The sequence below is a fragment of the Pseudomonas sp. 14A genome, assembly GCF_018132745.1.
In the GTDB taxonomy this organism is placed as follows: domain Bacteria; phylum Pseudomonadota; class Gammaproteobacteria; order Pseudomonadales; family Pseudomonadaceae; genus Aquipseudomonas; species Aquipseudomonas mercuritolerans.
The window spans coordinates 882,074-900,107 of record NZ_JAGRQJ010000003.1; the positions used below are offsets into that span (position 1 = coordinate 882,074).

The 18,034-nt window shown below is 61.2% G+C and carries 16 protein-coding genes; all 16 read left to right on the top strand.

Features of this window, described 5'->3' with window-relative positions:
* Nucleotides 1-363 precede the first annotated feature (363 nt).
* The 16 genes from rfbF to PS14A_RS06720 all read left to right on the top strand — a co-directional run bounded on the left by rfbF (nucleotide 364) and on the right by PS14A_RS06720 (nucleotide 17,844).
* Entirely contained in the window at nucleotides 364-1,137 is a 774-nt protein-coding gene (gene rfbF, locus PS14A_RS06645; protein WP_130910933.1) for a glucose-1-phosphate cytidylyltransferase, read from the top strand.
* Nucleotides 1,119-2,201, top strand: a complete 1,083-nt coding sequence (gene rfbG / locus PS14A_RS06650; protein WP_137216060.1) for a CDP-glucose 4,6-dehydratase — start codon at nucleotides 1,119-1,121, stop codon at nucleotides 2,199-2,201. The genes rfbF and rfbG overlap by 19 nt, the downstream gene beginning before the upstream one ends.
* Nucleotides 2,198-2,758: a dTDP-4-dehydrorhamnose 3,5-epimerase gene (rfbC, locus tag PS14A_RS06655; RefSeq protein ID WP_137216059.1), complete on the top strand. Its 561-nt coding sequence runs from the start codon at nucleotides 2,198-2,200 to the stop codon at nucleotides 2,756-2,758. The genes rfbG and rfbC overlap by 4 nt, the downstream gene beginning before the upstream one ends.
* Nucleotides 2,755-3,981 (top strand): class I SAM-dependent methyltransferase, encoded by a 1,227-nt coding sequence (locus PS14A_RS06660; RefSeq protein WP_212615573.1) that lies wholly within the window; start codon nucleotides 2,755-2,757, stop codon nucleotides 3,979-3,981. Before rfbC ends, PS14A_RS06660 begins: the two co-directional genes overlap by 4 nt.
* Nucleotides 3,978-4,829 (top strand): NAD(P)-dependent oxidoreductase, encoded by an 852-nt coding sequence (locus PS14A_RS06665; protein WP_212615574.1) that lies wholly within the window; start codon nucleotides 3,978-3,980, stop codon nucleotides 4,827-4,829. Before PS14A_RS06660 ends, PS14A_RS06665 begins: the two co-directional genes overlap by 4 nt.
* Nucleotides 4,826-5,896: a class I SAM-dependent methyltransferase gene (locus PS14A_RS06670; RefSeq protein WP_137216056.1), complete on the top strand. Its 1,071-nt coding sequence runs from the start codon at nucleotides 4,826-4,828 to the stop codon at nucleotides 5,894-5,896. Before PS14A_RS06665 ends, PS14A_RS06670 begins: the two co-directional genes overlap by 4 nt.
* Nucleotides 5,897-5,913: 17 nt before the next feature.
* Nucleotides 5,914-6,651 (top strand): cephalosporin hydroxylase family protein, encoded by a 738-nt coding sequence (locus PS14A_RS06675; protein WP_212615632.1) that lies wholly within the window; start codon nucleotides 5,914-5,916, stop codon nucleotides 6,649-6,651.
* Between the two features lie 55 nt (nucleotides 6,652-6,706).
* A complete protein-coding gene (locus PS14A_RS06680; protein WP_212615575.1) occupies nucleotides 6,707-9,616 on the top strand; it encodes a TIGR00180 family glycosyltransferase in 2,910 nt (969 codons plus the stop codon).
* Nucleotides 9,617-9,639: 23 nt separating this feature from the next.
* Nucleotides 9,640-10,641, top strand: a complete 1,002-nt coding sequence (gene pseB, locus PS14A_RS06685; protein ID WP_212615576.1) for a UDP-N-acetylglucosamine 4,6-dehydratase (inverting) — start codon at nucleotides 9,640-9,642, stop codon at nucleotides 10,639-10,641.
* The gene (pseC, locus tag PS14A_RS06690) at nucleotides 10,638-11,801 is read left to right on the top strand and encodes a UDP-4-amino-4,6-dideoxy-N-acetyl-beta-L-altrosamine transaminase (RefSeq protein WP_212615577.1); all 1,164 of its coding nucleotides are present in this window, start codon (nucleotides 10,638-10,640) and stop codon (nucleotides 11,799-11,801) included. The genes pseB and pseC overlap by 4 nt, the downstream gene beginning before the upstream one ends.
* 6 nt (nucleotides 11,802-11,807) lie before the next feature.
* Entirely contained in the window at nucleotides 11,808-12,503 is a 696-nt protein-coding gene (gene pseF, locus PS14A_RS06695) for a pseudaminic acid cytidylyltransferase (RefSeq protein ID WP_212615578.1), read from the top strand.
* Nucleotides 12,500-14,005, top strand: a complete 1,506-nt coding sequence (pseG, locus tag PS14A_RS06700) for a UDP-2,4-diacetamido-2,4,6-trideoxy-beta-L-altropyranose hydrolase (RefSeq protein WP_212615579.1) — start codon at nucleotides 12,500-12,502, stop codon at nucleotides 14,003-14,005. The genes pseF and pseG overlap by 4 nt, the downstream gene beginning before the upstream one ends.
* On the top strand, nucleotides 13,998-15,050 hold the full coding sequence (gene pseI / locus PS14A_RS06705) for a pseudaminic acid synthase (protein WP_212615580.1): 1,053 nt from the start codon (nucleotides 13,998-14,000) through the stop codon (nucleotides 15,048-15,050). Before pseG ends, pseI begins: the two co-directional genes overlap by 8 nt.
* A 227-nt stretch (nucleotides 15,051-15,277) precedes the next feature.
* Nucleotides 15,278-16,204: a ketoacyl-ACP synthase III gene (locus tag PS14A_RS06710; protein ID WP_016771093.1), complete on the top strand. Its 927-nt coding sequence runs from the start codon at nucleotides 15,278-15,280 to the stop codon at nucleotides 16,202-16,204.
* Between the two features lie 87 nt (nucleotides 16,205-16,291).
* The gene (locus tag PS14A_RS06715; protein WP_212615581.1) at nucleotides 16,292-17,581 is read left to right on the top strand and encodes a 6-hydroxymethylpterin diphosphokinase MptE-like protein; all 1,290 of its coding nucleotides are present in this window, start codon (nucleotides 16,292-16,294) and stop codon (nucleotides 17,579-17,581) included.
* On the top strand, nucleotides 17,578-17,844 hold the full coding sequence (locus PS14A_RS06720) for a hypothetical protein (RefSeq protein WP_130910460.1): 267 nt from the start codon (nucleotides 17,578-17,580) through the stop codon (nucleotides 17,842-17,844). The genes PS14A_RS06715 and PS14A_RS06720 overlap by 4 nt, the downstream gene beginning before the upstream one ends.
* The last annotated feature ends 190 nt before the right edge of the window (nucleotides 17,845-18,034 follow it).

Genomic DNA, 18,034 nt, shown 5'->3' on the forward strand with positions numbered 1-18,034 from the left:
GATCTGGCTTTTGCTCTTGCTTCGGCTCTGGCTCTTGATCTGGCTGTGGCTTTTGATCTGGCCTTTGATTTGGCTTTTTGATCTTTTGTCCCGGCGACAGGCTTCGTTACGGGATTGATCCGGAGACCAAACCGCCAGCGGCAGCACCCGCGATAAGGGATATGTCCCCAATCAAAATCCCTAGCCCGTCCCCACCACGTCGACTCTGAGCTGGCGCGTTTCCTGCAAGTGCCCCGCAAATCGCCATAAAACGAGCGCTCGTGGTCTTTCCAGCGGCGCCCGGTCCGGCAGAAGGTTTAGCCAGAAGGCCTGCAACGCTCAAGAAAGCTGTGCGCAGCCCGGTGACGTACGAGAGGGGAGACGATGAAGGCAGTTATTTTGGCGGGTGGCCTCGGCACGCGCATCAGTGAAGAGTCGCACCTCAAGCCCAAGCCGATGATCGAGATCGGCGGCAAGCCAATTCTCTGGCACATCATGAAGCAGTATTCCGCTCACGGGATCCACGACTTCGTCATCTGCCTGGGCTACAAGGGCTACGCGATCAAGGACTTCTTCGCCAACTACTTTCTGCACACCTCCGATGTCACTTTCGACATGCGCAACAACCGCATGGACGTCCATCAAAACTACAGCGAGCCGTGGAGTGTGACCCTCATCGACACCGGCGAGGAAACCATGACCGGTGGCCGCCTGTTGCGGGCCGCGCGTTATCTCAAGGATGAAGAAGCGTTCTGCTTCACCTACGGCGACGGTGTTTCCGACATCAACATTGCCCAGCTTGTCGATTACCACAAAGCCCACGGCCGCCTGGCGACCGTCACTGCCGTGCAGCCGCCAGGCCGTTACGGCGCGCTCGAACGCCAGGGCGATCAAGTGCTGGGCTTCACCGAAAAACCCCGTGGTGACGGTGGCTGGATCAATGGCGGTTTCTTCGTGCTTTCGCCAAAAGTACTGCCCTACATCAGCGATGACAGCACCACCTGGGAAGCCGAGCCTTTGGCCCGTCTGGCGCAGGACGAACAACTCAAGGCCTTCGAACACGAAGGTTTCTGGCATCCAATGGACACCCTTCGCGACAAGAACCATCTCGAAGCGCTGTGGCAGAGCGGGGAGGCCCCATGGAAGCAATGGGCTTGAATGCGGATTTCTGGCGTGGCAAACGCGTCCTGGTCACTGGGCACACCGGTTTCAAGGGCAGTTGGCTGACCCTGTGGCTGCAAAGCCTCGGCGCGCAAGTCAGCGGTTTTTCCCTGGACCCATCGACCGAGCCGAGTCTGTTCGAACTGGCGCGCGTGCACGAAGGCATCAATGATCAACGCGGCGATTTGCGCGATCTCGGCGCCTTGCTCGAAATCATTGCCGAGACCGAGCCGGAAATTGTTCTGCATCTCGCCGCCCAGCCCTTGGTACGCGAGGGCTATCGCGATCCGCTCGGCACCTATTCCAGCAACGTCATGGGCACGCTGAACCTGCTCGAAGCGATTCGTCAGATCGGCGGCGTGCGTGCCTGCGTGCTGGTCACCACCGACAAGGTCTACGCCAACAAGGAATGGCTGTGGCCGTACCGCGAAGACGAAGCGCTCGGTGGCCACGATCCTTACAGCAGCAGCAAGGCCTGCTGCGAATTGCTCGCGCAGTCCTATGCCGCGTCGTTTTTCCCGGCGGACAAACATGCCGAACATGGTTTGGCCCTGGCGACCGCACGCGCCGGCAATGTGCTGGGCGGCGGTGATTTTGCCCCGGAGCGACTGATTCCCGACGTACTGAAAGCCTGGACTGCCGACGAGCCGGTAACCCTGCGCTATCCGCAAGCCGTGCGCCCTTGGCAGCACGCGCTGGAGCCGCTGGCCGGTTATCTGCAACTGGCTGCCGCGCTTTACGAATACGGCCCGGAATACGCCGGTGCGTGGAACTTCGGCCCCGGTGAGGCGGACATGTGCAGCGTCGGCGAAGTGGTCGAACTGCTCGCCAGCCGTTGGCCGCAGGCCCGTGGGCTGCGTATCGAACCGAGTGAATTGCACGAAGCCGGTCTGCTGCGTCTGGACAGCAGTCGTGCGCGACAGGTGCTCGGCTGGCAGCCGCGCTGGTCGTTGCAAGCGTGCCTTGCGCAGACCCTGGATTGGCACTTGGCGTGGCAGAACGGCGATGACATGCGCGCCGTGACTCTGGGCCAATTGAATCTGTACCGAGGCGCGCTGTGAGCGAGTTTTCCCTGCAAGCGTTGCCATTGGCCGGCCTGTTCAGCGTTCAGCACAAACGTTTCGAAGACCAGCGCGGGCACTTCGCCCGGTTGTTCTGCGAGGGCAGCCTGAGTGCGTTCGGCAGCGCGTTTCACATTCGCCAGATCAACCATTCCTGTACCCGCGAGAAGGGCAGTGTGCGTGGCCTGCATTATCAGAATGCCAACGCCCCGGAAGCCAAGCTGATCACGTGCCTGCGTGGCGAAGTCTGGGATGTTGCGGTGGATTTGCGTCCCGAGTCGGAGACGTATCTGCACTGGCACGCCGAGCACTTGAAGGCGGGTGATGGCCGCAGCCTGCTGATTCCGGCCGGTTTCGCTCATGGCTTTCAGACGCTCACTGACGACGCCGAGTTGCTCTATCTGCACAGCGCCGATTACGCGCCGGAGCACGAGGGCGGCTTGTCGGTGAACGATCCACGGCTGGCGATTGCCTGGCCGTTGCCTGTCAATAATTTGTCAGCGCGTGACTCCAGCCATCCCGCGCTTGATCAACACTTTGCTGGAGTGCGTCTATGAATTGCCGTGGGTGCGCCGCACCGCTGAGCCTGCCGCTGATCGACCTCGGCACTTCGCCTCCGTCCAACGCCTACGTGCATGCCGATCGCCTGGAGCAGGCCGAGCAATGGGTGCCGCTCAAAGTCGCGGTGTGCCAGCAATGCTGGCTGGTTCAGACCGAGGACTACACCAGTGCCGACAGCCTGTTCGATGCCGAATACGCCTACTTCAGTTCGTTCTCCAGTACTTGGCTGAATCACGCCGAGCGCTATGTCGCCGAGATGAGCGAGCGTTTCGGTCTGAACGCCGACAGCCGTGTGGTCGAGGTCGCCGCCAATGACGGGTACCTGCTGCAATACGTCGCCGCGCGCGGCATCCCCTGCCTGGGCGTCGAGCCGACCCGCAGCACCGCACAGGCTGCACGGGAAAAAGGCCTGGAGATTCGTGAGCTGTTCTTCGGCCGCGACACCGCCACGCAATTGCGCAGCGAAGGCTGGAGCGCCGACCTGATGGCAGCCAACAACGTGCTTGCCCATGTGCCCGACATCAACGATTTCCTCGCCGGCTTCGCAACGTTGCTCAAGCCGACCGGCGTCGCCACTTTCGAGTTTCCGCAATTGCTGACGCTGATGGCCGGCGCGCAGTTCGACACGCTGTATCACGAACATTATTCCTACCTGTCGCTGACCGCCGTGCAGACCCTGTGCGAGCGCAATGGCCTGGAAGTGTTTGATGTCGGCCAGTTGAGCACCCACGGCGGCTCGTTGCGCGTATTCGTGCAGCGCAAGGACGGCCAGCGCCGCGCTGTCCTCCCGGCAGTTCAGCAACAATTGCAGGCCGAACTCGCTGCCGGGGTGAAAACCGCCGAGTACTACGCGACCCTCGCGCCTGCTGCCGAACGCATCAAACATGACCTGCTGCGCTTCCTGTTGCAGGCCAGGGCCGACGGCAAACGTGTGGTCGGTTATGGCGCCGCGGCGAAGGGCAATACCTTGCTCAATTACGCCGGAGTCAAAGCGGATCTGCTGGCCTGGGTGGCCGATGCCAATCCGCACAAGCAGGGCAAGTTCTTGCCGGGCAGCCGCATTCCGATCGTGGCGCCGGCGCAGATCGAAATCGACAGGCCGGACTACGTGCTGGTGTTGCCGTGGAACCTGTTGCCCGAAGTCAGTCAGCAATTGGCGCAGGTGCGTCAGTGGGACGGGCGCTTCGTCATCGCCGTGCCTGAGTTGAAAGTGCTGTGAAGGTTCTGGTCACTGGCGCCACAGGCTTTGTCGGTCGGCATCTGGTTGCCGCATTGCTGGCGCGTGGCTGCGAGATTCGCGCCGTGGCGCGCAACGCAGAAACCGCGCAGGGCATGCCGTGGATCAATGACGTCGAGTTCATCGCAGCAGATATTCACGCGGCCGACCTGAACGTCGTCGCGCTGACCGAAGGCATCGACGCACTCGCGCACCTGGCCTGGCCGGGGCTGCCGAACTATCGGGCGCTGTTTCATTTCGAGCACAACCTGATGGCCGATTACCGCTTTATCAAAAGCGCGGTCGAGGCGGGCGTGCAGCAGGTTCTGGTGACCGGCACCTGCTTTGAATACGGCATGCAAAGCGGCCCGCTCAGCGAAGCAACCGGGCCACGGCCGAGTAATCCCTACGGTCTGGCCAAGCACACGCTGCACCTGTTTCTGCAGAGCCTGCAGCAGGAGCAGCCGTTCACCCTGCAGTGGGCGCGCTTGTTCTACCTGCACGGCGAAGGGCAGAACCCCAACAGCCTGTTGGCCGCGCTGGATCGGGCAATCGATAGCGGCGAGGCATCGTTCAACATGTCGGCCGGTGAGCAGTTGCGCGATTTCCTCGCGATTGAAACCGCCGCGAGTCATCTCGCCGCGATCCTCCATCAGCGCGACTTCGATGGCGTGGTCAACTGTGCCAGCGGCCAGCCGGTGTCGGTGCGTGCGCTGGTCGAACAGCGCTTGCGTGAGCGTGGCGCAACACTGGCTCTGAACCTCGGCCACTACCCGTATCCGACGCACGAACCGCTGGCGTTCTGGGCCGTCACCGAGCGCTTGCAACAGTTATTGGGAGAGTCGCCATGAGGCACGAGTTGTACCGGGCCACCGGCCTGCCGGTGTTGCAGAACCGCACTTTCGCCGATGCCGAATCGGCGCGGGCCTCGGCCAGCGCCGACATGCTGCTGGTGCAGGACGAACGCAGCGGTCTGGTTTTCAACGCCGCGTTCGACGCCGACAAGCTCAGCTATGACGCCGACTATCAGAACGAGCAGGCGCACTCCGGCCAGTTCCAGCAACACCTGAGCGATGTCGAAGGCATCATCGCCAAGCACTTCAAGGGTCAGGAACTGATCGAAGTCGGCTGCGGCAAGGGCTATTTTCTTGAGTTGCTCAAAGGCCTTGGCTATTCGATCACCGGCATCGACCCGGCTTACGAAGGCGAAAACCCTGACGTGATCAAGGCGCCGTTTACGCGCGGTCTCGGCTTGTCGGCCGATGCCATCGTGTTGCGTCATGTGCTGGAGCACATTGAGGACCCGGTGAGCTTTCTGGCCGTGATCGCCGAAGCCAATCAGGGCGGGCAGATCTACATCGAAGTGCCGTGCCTGGACTGGATCCTTGAGCACAAGGCGTGGTTCGACCTGTTCTACGAACACGTCAACTATTTCCGCCTCGATGACTTGCGCCGGATGTTCGGCACGGTGCATGAGGCCGGGCATCTGTTCGGTGGCCAGTATCTGTACATCGTCGCCGATCTGTCGACGTTGCGCCTGACCCCGGAGCAACCGGTGGCGCGCCTGGCCCTGCCGGAAGATTTCAGCGCCAGCCTCGACCGCGCTGTGCAGATCATCCGCTCGGCGCCTGCACAGGGTTCGGCGATCTGGGGCGCCTCGTCAAAAGGCGTGATCTATTCGCTGTTCCTGCAACGCGCCGGCGTCGCGGTCGATCGCGTGATCGATATCAACCCGGCCAAGCAGGGGCGTTATCTGCCCCTGAGCGGTGCGCGAGTGTCATCGCCGCAAGAGGCGATGGATGCGCTGCCCGAAGGCGCGCACCTGTTTGTGATGAATTCCAATTACCTCGAAGAGATCAAGCGGATGACCGGTGGACGCTACGTCTATCACGCCGTCGACAGCGCTTCGTTCCAGTGACCCTTGAGATGACCGACATGACCGACAACAGCATCAACCAGGCTTTCGAAGCCGAGTGCCGCGAGCAGATCGCCCAACAGGGTGACGACCAGAAACTGACCGGCCTGGCCCGGGATTTCTTCAACGAATCGGCCAAGCACAAATACAGCTACCACTTCTCGTGGATGGGCCGCCCGATCATCCAGCTGCCGCAAGACATGATGGCGATGCAGGAGATCATCTGGCAGGTCAAGCCGGACCTGGTCATCGAGTGCGGTATTGCCCACGGCGGTTCGATCATCTACTACGCCTCGCTGCTGGAGTTGCAAGGCCACGGTGAAGTGCTGGGCATCGACCTCGACATTCGTCCGCACAACCGCGAAGCCATCGAAGGCCACCCGATGGCCAAGCGCATCAAGATGATCGAAGGTTCGAGCATCGACCCGGCCATTGCCGCTCAGGTGCAGGCCGCCGCCAAAGGCAAGAAAGTCATTCTGGTTCTCGACTCCAACCACACCCACGACCACGTGCTCGAAGAGCTGCGCCTCTACGCGCCGCTGGTGTCGGTCGACAGCTACTGCGTGGTCATGGACACCGTGGTTGAAGACATGCCGGCCGACTTCTTCCCGGATCGTCCATGGGGCCCGGGCGACAACCCGAAAACCGCCGTGTGGAAGTACCTGGAAGAGAACCGGGACTTCGAAATCGACCAGCAATTGCAGAACAAATTGCTGATCACCGTGGCGCCGGACGGCTACCTGCGTCGCGTCCGTTAATTCGCAACATTTACCCAGCGTTGTTTCGGCGAGTCGCCGGTTGTGGAGAGAAGTTATGCAAGGCAAGTACAGTTCTGAACGATCGCTCAGCGAGCTGTTGACCGTGGTGCTGATTACGCATAATCGGCCGGCGTTCCTGCGCCGGGCAGTCAAGTACTACAGCAGCTTGCCCTGCAGGATCATGGTGCTGGATTCCACGCCGGAACGGCCGGAAGACGATTTTTCCGCCGTCGACTATCACCACGTGCCGCAGTTCGCTTACTGGGGCATGCAGGCGAAGCTGGCCTATGGCGTGGAGCAGTTGACCACGCCGTACATGGTGCTGGCAGCCGATGACGATTTCATTCTGCATGACTCTCTCGCCGAGTCCGTGGACTTCCTGCAGGCCAACCCCGATTACGGCATGTGCCACGGTTATTGCCTGATGTACCTGGCGCTGGCCGGTGGGGTGAATTACTACCGTCGTGACAAGAAGGTCCAGGAGGACTATGCGTCCGACCGTGCGCAGGACCGCGTCATCGATTACATGAGCCAGTACATCCCGCCGTTCTACGCGGTGACCCGTACCGACCTGATGAAAACCTGGCACTCATCTCTGCCGCCGGGGACGAATTTCCAATGGCAGGAAATCGGTCACGTCTACTTCCTGCTGGCCAATGCCAAGGCGCGGATCCTGCCGACACCGTATGTCGTGCGCGAGATCAACTATGGCACGTCCGAGCACAGCACCGACGTCTATCACTCGCTGACCTACGTCGATGCGAAATCGGTGGCCGAGCGCGAGGCGTTCGCCGATTTGCTCGTGTCGTTGCCTTCCGCTATCGAGGGGCTCGATGCCAGGCAAACCAAGGCCTTCGTCCTCGAAAGCTTCCAGGCGATGGCCGACTGTCTGAAGTCCAATCGTTCGCTGACCGCCGAACTGATTTTCGAGTCCACCTGGAACCAGGAACTGAAGCTGCCGGATCGTCGTTTCGGGCCTCTGCAATACGTCGAAATGCCGTTCTACAACCAAGCGTTCTTCGATCGTCTGGAACAGTTCGAATTCATGCTGCACGCCATGCCCGCCGGCCGTGTGCAACTGGAAGGGCTGGAAGGAATCTGGACGCGTCAGGCGCACCTGTTGCAGGCGCGCAACAACGATACGCCGGAGAGTGTGGTTGACCGGCTGTGGCAAGCGCATGACCTGAACGCGTTCAACCAGGTGGTTGCCAAGCGTCTGGCTGCGCAACTGCAAGTGCTTGGTGACGAGGCGGCGGCGCAAGCCATGCATGAATGGATCGCCCGCCTCGAGGCGCTGACGGTCGATGATCATCAGGCCAGCTTCGACAAAATGAAATCCGGCCGTCTTCTGCAATGGCTGGCTGCGCGCGCGCCCGCCATCGAGCAGCTCGAGTCGATCAGCCAGCACTTGGCGGCTGATGGCGGTGGCCCGCAATTCGGCATCTTCCTGCTTGATCTGGACAACGACATCGACAAGCTGCAAGTGTCGCTCGACAGTTTGCTTGAGGGACACTGCAAAGCCTTCAGGATTGTTGTGTTCACCACTGGTGAAGCACCAGCGGCGACCACTGCGCAGAACACCCTGCACTTTGTCCGCGTCACGCCCGGCAACGTCGTCGACAAACTTAACCAGAGCGCCCAGCAGTCGCCAAGCGACTGGCTGATGCTGGCTGAGGCGGGGGATCTGTTCACCGCCAGCGGCCTGTTGCGCGCCAGCCTTGAGCTGATCGGCGCCCAAGGTGTGCGTGCGGTGGCCACCGATGAAATCCAGCGCAAGGAAAACGGCGCACTGGTCGACGTATTCCGCCCCGGTTTCAACCTGGATCTGCTGCAAAGCGTGCCGTCGCTGATGGCGCGGCACTGGCTGATCCGTCGTGAAGTCCTGCTCGAGGCCGGTGGCTATCAGGCCGACTTCAGCAAGGCGCTGGAATTCGATCTGTTGCTGCGCATCATCGAACAGGGCGGCCTCGACGGCCTCGCGCATCTCGACGAGCCGCTGCTGATCACCGAGCAGGCGCCTCTGGAAGAAAACGCCCATGAGCGTCTGGCGCTGCTGCGTCACTTGGGCAATCGCGGTTACAAAGCCAAAGTCACATCGACAACGCCGGGCACCTGGCAGATCGATTATCGCCATACCGAACAGCCACTGGTGTCGATCATTGTGCCGGTCATCGATGATCTGCCGGCGCTGCGTCGCTGCCTCGAAGGCGTGTTGCTGCGTACTCGCTACAGCCGCTACGAAGTGCTGCTGGCAGCCAATGCCAACCAGTCGGCAGAGGTCAACGACTGGCTGGGCACGTTGCGCCATGCCAAGGTCAACGTGTTGCGTGCCGACCAGCCGCTGAGCGAAGTTGCCTTGTTCAACGCCGCCAGCGAGCAGGCGCAGGGTGAATACCTGGTGCTGCTGGCGGCGGACAGCGAAGTGGTCAATCCGAACTGGATCGATTCGCTGCTCAACCATGCCCAGCGTCCGGAAGTCGGTATCGTCGGCGCCAAACTGGTCGATCGTGACGGCAAGGTTGCCCAGGCCGGTCTGATTCTCGGCCTCAACGACGGTGTGGGTTCACCCTTCATCGGCGAAAAACACAAGGCTGAGGGCTACATGCAGCGTCTGGCTGTCGAGCAGAATTACTCGGCCGTTTCCAAGGTGTGCCTGATGGTTGGCAAAGAGCTGTTCAATGCCCTTGGCGGCCTCGACGAAGCGACCTTCGCCGACGGCTATGCCGATGTCGACCTGTGCCTGAAGGCCGGTCAGGCCGGTTACCTCACCGTGTGGACGCCACTGGTGCAGGTGCTGCATACCGGCGAGCTGCCGAAGGCGCCAGCGGCACTGGCGGCACTGCGCGAAAAATGGCCCGACGCGTTCGCCCAGGATCCGGCGTACAACGCCAACCTGGCCCTGAGCGGCAAAGGTTTCACTCTGGGCGAAAACGCCTCGATCAATTGGGCGCAGTTGCTCGCCTGAGCAGGCCGGACAGGAATCACAACATGTTCAACGGACAATCGATTTTCATCTCCGGCGGCACCGGCTCGTTCGGCCGTAACTTCATCCGCCGGCTGCTCGAGCAGTACCAGCCCAAGCGCGTGGTGGTGTTCTCCCGCGACGAGCTGAAGCAGTACGAAATGCAGCAGACGTTCAACGCGCCGTGCATGCGTTATTTCATCGGTGACGTGCGCGACGCCGATCGTCTGCGTCAGGCCATGCGCGGCATCGATTACGTGGTGCACGCTGCTGCGTTGAAGCAGGTGCCGGCGGCGGAATACAACCCGACCGAATGCATCCGCACCAACGTCAACGGCGCGGAAAACATCATCGCTGCGGCGATCGATAACGGCGTAAAGAAAGTCGTCGCGCTGTCCACCGACAAGGCCGCCAGCCCGATCAATCTGTACGGCGCGACCAAGTTGCTTTCGGACAAATTGTTCGTCGCCGCCAACAACATTGCCGGCGAACAGCAGACCCGATTCGCCGTGGTGCGCTATGGCAACGTGGCGGGATCGCGCGGTTCCGTGGTGCCGTTTTTCAGCAAGCTGATCGCTGACGGCGCGCAAGAATTGCCGATCACCGACGAGCGCATGACCCGCTTCTGGATCACCCTCGATCACGGCGTGCAGTTCGTCCTCGACAGCTTCGCCCGCATGCACGGCGGCGAAGTGTTTGTGCCAAAGATTCCGTCGATCCGCATCGTCGATCTGGCGCGCGGCATGGCCGAGCATCTGCCACACAAGAACGTCGGCATTCGTCCCGGTGAGAAGCTGCACGAGCTGATGGTGCCGCTGGACGATGCGCGAATGACGCTGGAGTTCGAGGATCACTACACGATTCAGCCGTCGATTCGTTTTACCAGCGTCGACGTCGATTTTGCCGTCGATAAACTCGGCGAGCGCGGCCATGCGGTGGGCGAGGATTTCGAGTATCGCTCGGACACCAATCCGCAATTCCTTTCGGTAGGGCAGATCGCCGATCTGCACGCGAAGCTGTCGGTATGATCCCTTACGGTCGGCAAAGCCTTGATCAGGCGGACATCGATGCGGTGGTCGAAGTCCTGCAATCGGACTGGCTGACCCAGGGGCCGACCATCGAACGCTTCGAACAGGCGATGGCCGAGCGCTGTCAGGCCGATTTCGCCGTAGCGGTGTGCAATGCCACGGCGGCGCTGCACATTGCCTGTCTGGCTGCTGACCTGGGACCGGGCGATCGCTTGTGGACCTCGCCGAATACCTTTCTGGCTTCGGCCAACTGCGGGCGCTATTGCGGCGCCGAGGTCGATTTCGTCGACATCGATCCACTGACCTGGAACCTCGACGCCTTTGCCCTTGAAGCGAAGCTCGAACAGGCCGAGCGCGACGGCACGCTGCCCAAAGTCCTCGTCGCCGTCGCGTTCTCCGGGCAGAGCTGCGATATGCGCAAGATTGCCGAGCTGGCGGTGCGCTACAACTTCACCGTGATCGAAGACGCCTCCCACGCAGTGGGCGCGAGCTACGCAGGGCGCCCGGTCGGTTGTGGCGAATTTGCGGCGATGACGGTGTTCAGTTTTCATCCGGTGAAAATCATCACCAGCGCCGAGGGCGGCATGGTCCTGACCAATCGCCCGGCGTTGGCCGAACGTCTGCGACGCCTGCGCAGCCATGGCATGACCCGCGAAGCCGAGCACATGACCGAGCCCAGCCACGGGCCGTGGTATTACCAGCAAGTCGAGCTGGGCTTCAATTATCGGATCACCGATCTGCAAGCGGCGCTGGGCCTGTCGCAACTGGCCAAACTGGATGAGTTTGTTGCACGTCGCCGGGAACTGGCCGCGCGTTACGATCAACTCCTCGCCTACCTGCCGCTGACCTTGCCGAGCGCGCAATCGGAGGCCGAATCGGCGTGGCACCTTTACGTGGTGCGCGTGCAGGCCGAGCGCTGCAATCTCAGCCATCGCCAGGTGTTCGAAGGTCTGCGCGCCGCCGGTATCGGCGTGAATCTGCACTATATTCCGGTGCATCTGCAGCCGTACTATCGCGAGCTGGGTTTCGCCGAGGGCGATTTCCCCGAGGCCGAGCGCTATTACGCCGAGGCGATCAGCTTGCCGCTGTTCCCTTTGCTCAGCGAGGCACAACAGGATCAGGTGGTCGAGCAACTGCGGCGGCTGCTGCTTGAGGAGTAAGGCACCGTGAGCTGCGTCGCGATCATCCCCGCCCGTGGTGGCAGCAAGCGCATCCCGCGCAAGAATCTCAAGCCGTTCGACGGCGTGCCGATGATCGTCCGCTCGATTCGCACGGCGCTGGAGTCAGGGTTGTTCGAGATGGTTGCAGTCAGCACTGACGATGAGGAAATTGCCGACGTCGCGCGGGCAAATGGCGCCGAGGTGCCGTTCATGCGACCGGTCGATCTTGCCGATGATTTCACCGGCACCGCTGCGGTGATCGTGCATGCCTTGCAGCAATTGCCGACGTTCGATTACGCCTGTTGTGTATACGCGACTGCACCGTTGTTACAGGCGCGTTATCTGCGTCAGGGTCTGGATTTGCTCAAGCAGCATCCGCACAAGTCTTTTGCCTTTTCGGTGTGCGGCTTCGGCTTCCCGGTGCAGCGCGCACTGACCCTCGACGAGGAGGGCGCGTTGACGTCTTTGTACCCCGAATTTCGTACGACCCGTTCGCAGGATCTGCCCGAAGCGTTTCAGGACGCCGGGCAGTTTTACTGGGGCCGCAGCGAAGCCTGGTTGCGTGGCGAGACGCTGTTCTCGCCAGCCAGCCTGCCGGTGATCCTGCCGCGTCATTTGGTCCAGGACATCGACACGCCCGAGGACTGGCAACGCGCCGAATACCTGTACGCCGCGCTCAAGGCCGGCGGAGAACTGCAATGAGAGTGCTGATTCGCGCCGACGCCTCGCCGACCATCGGCAGCGGCCATATCGCCCGCTGCCTGACACTGGCGCGAGTGTTGCGCAGGCAGGGCAGTCATGTTGCGTTTGCCTGTCGGCGTTTGCCGGGGCATCGACTCGAAGCCTTGAATGCCGAAGGCTTCGAGACCTTCGCGCTGCCCGAGCGCTATCGCGATGAAGACCCGCTGCAGGCCATCGAATCGATGTTGCCGTGGCAGTTCGATATTGATGCACTGGGCCTGCTGCTGGACGGGCAGGCACCGTTCGACTGGATCATCGTCGACCATTACGGCCTCGATCATCACTGGCAAACCGCTGCCCGGCGCTGGGCGCATCGAATCGCCGCCGTGGATGATCTGGCCACGCGGCGCTACAGCGTCGATCTGCTGCTCAATCAGAACCTCTCTGGCTTGAGTGAAAACTACGCGCCGCTGCTGCCGCCAGGCTGTCGCACCTTGCTCGGCCCGCGCTACGCCATGCTGCGTGAAGAATTCAATTGCGAGGCCATCGAGATCAAACCGAAGGCGCGCCGGGTGCTCGTGAATTTCGGCGGGTTCGACGCGGCGATGCAGACGCATCGCGCGATGCTCGCCCTCGCTGATTTCACTCAATTGCAGGTGGATTTCGTCGCTGGCGCCGACAACCCGGCATGGACGCAGATGCAGGCGTTGGCCGAGATGCGGCCGAACTGGCGCCTGCACAGTTTCGTCAGCGATTTTCATCAGCGCATGACTGAAGCGGATCTGTTTATCGGCGCCGGCGGTGGCACCAGTTGGGAACGTGCGGCGCTGGGTTTGCCGACGATCTGCATCGCCGTGGCGAACAATCAGCAGGCCAACGGCGAAGTCATGGCCGCCGCCGGCGCGCATGTATTCATGGGCGCCCGCGAGCAGGTCAGCGTCGAGCAGCTGCGCGATGCGGTTGGCTTTGTCGTGGACAATTATTTTCTGCGCCAGAGCCTCGCCGAGCGTTCGCGGCAACTGGTCGACGGCCGTGGTGCCGAGCGCGTGGCGGCGGCGCTGGCCGGTGCGGTGCTCAAGCTGCGCCCGGCGACGCTGGACGATGCGCAGTTGCTGTTCGATGGGCGCAATGCCGAAGCAGTGCGGAGCTGGTCGCTGGAAACCGGCGTGATCGATTGGGCGCAGCATCTGAACTGGCTGACAGCGACCCTGCGCAATCCGCAACGGCTGCTGTTGATCGCCGAGGCGGATGACGGCCCGGTCGGGGTGCTGCGCTACGACTTGCGCGGGTTCGAAGCCGAAGTGTCGATCTATCTGCTGGAGGGGCGTTTCGGCCTCGGTTGGGGCAGGGCAGTGCTCAGCCGTGGCGAGGCGTTTGTCGCTGCGCACTGGCCGCAACTGACACGCATCACTGCGCGGGTCATGCCCGCCAACCAGTCCTCATTGAAAGTCTTTCGCGACGCCGGGTTCACTCAAGAGACCTGCGCGTTCAGCCGTGTTCTGAAGGATCACCCGCATGTCTAGTTTCAAGATTGGTCACCACAGCATCGGTGCCGATGCGCCGCCGTTCATCATTGCCGAGATGAGCGGCAACCATAATCAGTCCCTCGACGTCGCTCTGCAAATTGTCGAGGCTGCTGCCAGGGCCGGGGCGCATGCCTTGAAGCTGCAAACCTACACCGCCGAGACCATGACCCTGGATTTGGCCGAGGGTGAATTCTTCATCAAGGATCCGGGCAGTCTGTGGGCCGGCACGTCGCTCTACGATCTCTACGAAAAAGCCCACACACCGTGGGAATGGCACGCGCCGATTTTTGCTCGGGCCAAGGAACTGGGGATGCTCGCCTTCTCGACGCCGTTCGATGACAGCGCGGTGGATTTTCTCGAAAGCCTCAAGGTGCCGGCGTACAAAATCGCCAGTTTCGAAAACACTGATCTGCCGCTGATCCGTCGTGTCGCGGCTACGGGCAAACCGCTGATCATCTCCACCGGCATGGCCAGCATCGCCGAACTGGATGAAACCGTGCGTGCCGCACGCGAGGCCGGGTGCAAGGATCTGGTCTTGCTCAAGTGCACCAGCACTTATCCAGCGACGCCACTCAACAGCAATGTGCGTACGATCCCGCATCTGCGTGAGTTGTTTGGATGCGAGGTCGGGCTGTCGGACCACTCGATGGGCGTCGGCGTATCGGTAGCGGCGGTGGCGCTCGGGGCGACTGTCGTGGAGAAGCATTTCACCCTCGACCGTTCGGCCGGAGGCGTCGACGCGAGTTTTTCCCTTGAGCCTGCGGAGCTGGCCAGTCTGGTCGTCGAAACAGAGCGTGCCTGGCAGGCCATGGGGCAGGTGCATTACGGCGTCACCGAGGCCGAGCGCAAGTCGCTGGTTTATCGTCGCTCGCTGTATGTCACCGCTGACATGGCCGCCGGTGAAGCCTTTACCGGCGACAATCTGCGCGCCATCCGTCCCGGTCTCGGTCTGCCGCCCAAGCACACTGATGCCGTCCTCGGACGCCGCGCGCGCACCGCAATCAAGCGTGGCACGCCGTTGGATTGGTCGCTGATCGAATAAGCCAATCTGCCATCGATTCGGCAAAATAGCGTGACCTGCGAGTCATAACGCGCATCTTCACTGTATTGTATTGACCGGGGAGATGGCGCCTGGCCCGTTTTGCGGTTCCAGTGATAGCCCTTTGCGCTTCCCGTGGCTGCCCGTTGTGGCGGCCGTTTTCTGTTTGTCGGCGCCCCTCGAATCCTTGCGAGCGGTGGTTTTGGGCTGTTTTTTATTGGGAAGCCGTAATGATTGGCATAAAAAGCATTGCGAGCTACGTTCCTGTAGCCGGCGTGGACAATTACGCACAAGGTGCAAAATTCGAAAAGGATGAAGAGTTCATCCTTGGCAAGATCGGCTCGGCGTTCCTGCCGCGCAAAGACGCTGAGCAGGAAACTTCCGATCTGTGCGTGGAAGCGGCCAATGCGCTGTTTGCCAGCAACCCGGAACTGAAGCGTGAATCGATCGATGCACTGATTGTCGTCACTCAAAACGGTGACGAAGAAGGCCTGCCGCATACCGCTGCCATCGTTCAGGACAAGCTCGGCCTGCCGACCAATGTCGCAGCGTTCGATATCTCGTTGGGCTGCTCCGGTTACGTCTACGGCATCTACGCGATCAAGGGCTTCATGGAAGCCGCCGGCCTGAAGAATGGCCTGCTGATCACCGCTGACCCGTACTCGAAAATCGTTGACCCGGAAGACCGTAACACCACCATGCTGTTCGGCGATGCCGCCACTGCAACCTGGATGGGCGAAAACCCGACCTGGGCGCTGGGCAAGGCCAAGTTCGGCACCGACGGTTCCGGCGCACCCCACTTGAAAGTCAGCAACGGCGTGTTCTTCATGAATGGTCGTCAGGTCTTCAACTTCGCTCTGCTGAAAGTGCCGGCGCATTTGCACGAGTTGCTCGACGATTCCAATCTCAAGGCCGATGACATCGACGCATTCTGCATTCACCAGGGCAGCGCGGCGATCGTCGACGCCGTGGCGCGACGCTTCGAAGGCGAGCCGGAGAAATTCATCAAGGACATGGTCGAGACCGGCAATACCGTGTCGTCGAGCATTCCGCTGCTGCTGGAAAAACACGTGCTCGATTCCGACTGGCAGCGCGTTGCGCTGAGCGGTTTCGGCGTCGGCCTGTCATGGGGCTCGGCGATCATCTATCGTCCGTAAGCCCGAGCAAAAAGCACTGATACAAAAATAGCGTTCAAGGTTAACCTTGAACGCTATTTTTTTGCCCGAGAAGGAGCGCGAGGCGCCATGAGCGAGTTTTTCCAAGCCAATGCCGAGGTGTTGCAACGGCGCTGGCCGGCGCTGTTCGAGCGATTGATGGCCGAAGACAGCGCGTCCGTACAGGCCGAACTCGTGCAAGGGCTGGGCTCGACGCTGAGCGTTGAGGGCATTCAGTTGACCAGCCGCCATGACCGTCTGCACGAGGCGCAGATCCAGGCGGCGAGCCTGCCGGAAAAACCGCATCTGCACGTCTATGGCACTGGCCTGGGCGACTTGCCCGTTGTGCTGCTTAAGCGCGCGGGGCTGGAGCGTCTGTACGTGCACATTCTCAACGGCGCGCTGTTCGCGCTGGTGCTGCAACTGCTCGATCAGCGCCAGTGGCTGGAGGATCCTCGGGTCGAACTGTTTTACGCCGGTGATCACCCGGACTTTTTCACGCCGTTTTTTGCCCTGCCGGCCGAGATGCTATTGGCCGACGACTTCAATGCGAAGATTCGCGACCGGCTGATCAATGAAGTACACCTGACGTTCAACAATCGCGATTTCGATCCGCAGTCACCGGAAATCCGGCAGCGCTTGCAGCAATGCCTGCCGGTGTTGCTTGGCGATGCCGATGTGGCGCAATTATTCGGCAGTTGCGCTGGGCGGGAAGTCTATGTGATCGCCACCGGGCCGACGCTTGAACAGCATTTCGAGCGTCTGGCGGCGATCCGTCAGCGTACCGAGCGGCCGTTGTTCATCTGCGTTGATACAGCCTATCGGCCGTTGCGTGAACACGGCATCGTGCCTGACGTGGTGGTAAGTATTGATCAGCGCATCGGCTTTCGGCATCTGCCCTTCGAGACGTCTGACGGCATTACGCTGGTGTACCTGCCGATGAGCGACCCGCAGGTATTGAAGGCATGGAAGGGCAAGCGCTATGGCGGCTACTCGGCCAGCCCGATCTACAGCGACCTGCGAGAACAGTATCCACGCGGTGAGCTGCACGTCGGCGGCAGCGTGATTCATCCGGCGGTGGATCTCGCAGTGAAAATGGGCGCCGGGCAAATCACCCTGTTTGGTGCTGATTTCGCCTTCCCGATGAACAAGACCCACGCGGGTTGGGGCGACGGCGATCTGGGCCCGCCGCTGGCCCAGGCGCGGCACTGGGTGCGCGATGGTCACGGTCAGCGCGTCAGCACGCAGCTGAATTTTCGCGGCTATCTGTGTGTGCTCGAGCGTTATATCGCCGCGCATCCGCAGGTCGAATTTCTCAACAGCAGTCGCGCCGGTGCGCTGATCGCCGGTACCGCATTCAATCCGGAGTTCGTGCAATGAGTGCGCTGAGTCAGAGTCAGGATCAGTGTCGCCGATGCGCGGCGTTGTTTCGCCTGGGGCGTGACGTCGAGGCGGCGCTGACCATGGTCGATGTGTTCGAACAGGTCCAGCAATGTCTGGCGTCTGCCTCAGTGGATATCCAGCAGGCGTGGGCACAAGTGCTCATGCAAATGCTCGATTGTCAGGAGCGCCAGGACTGGTTGGGCCTGGCTGACTATATGGAATACGAACTGGTGGAATTGCTGGAAAGTGTCCGGCGCTGAACCGCTGCGCAGCACTGGCCCGCGGCTTCGCGTTACAGGCGGTTTTATGGCGTCATTTTTTCGCGCTGGATGTGCTGCTAAGTCTTTGTTTTCTCGGGGGTGGCGTGGTGATGGCAAAATTTTTTCAAAAAGCCCTCAAGCAACCTGCAAACCCGACGATAACTATTACGAAGGTTCTCTAGGCCATACC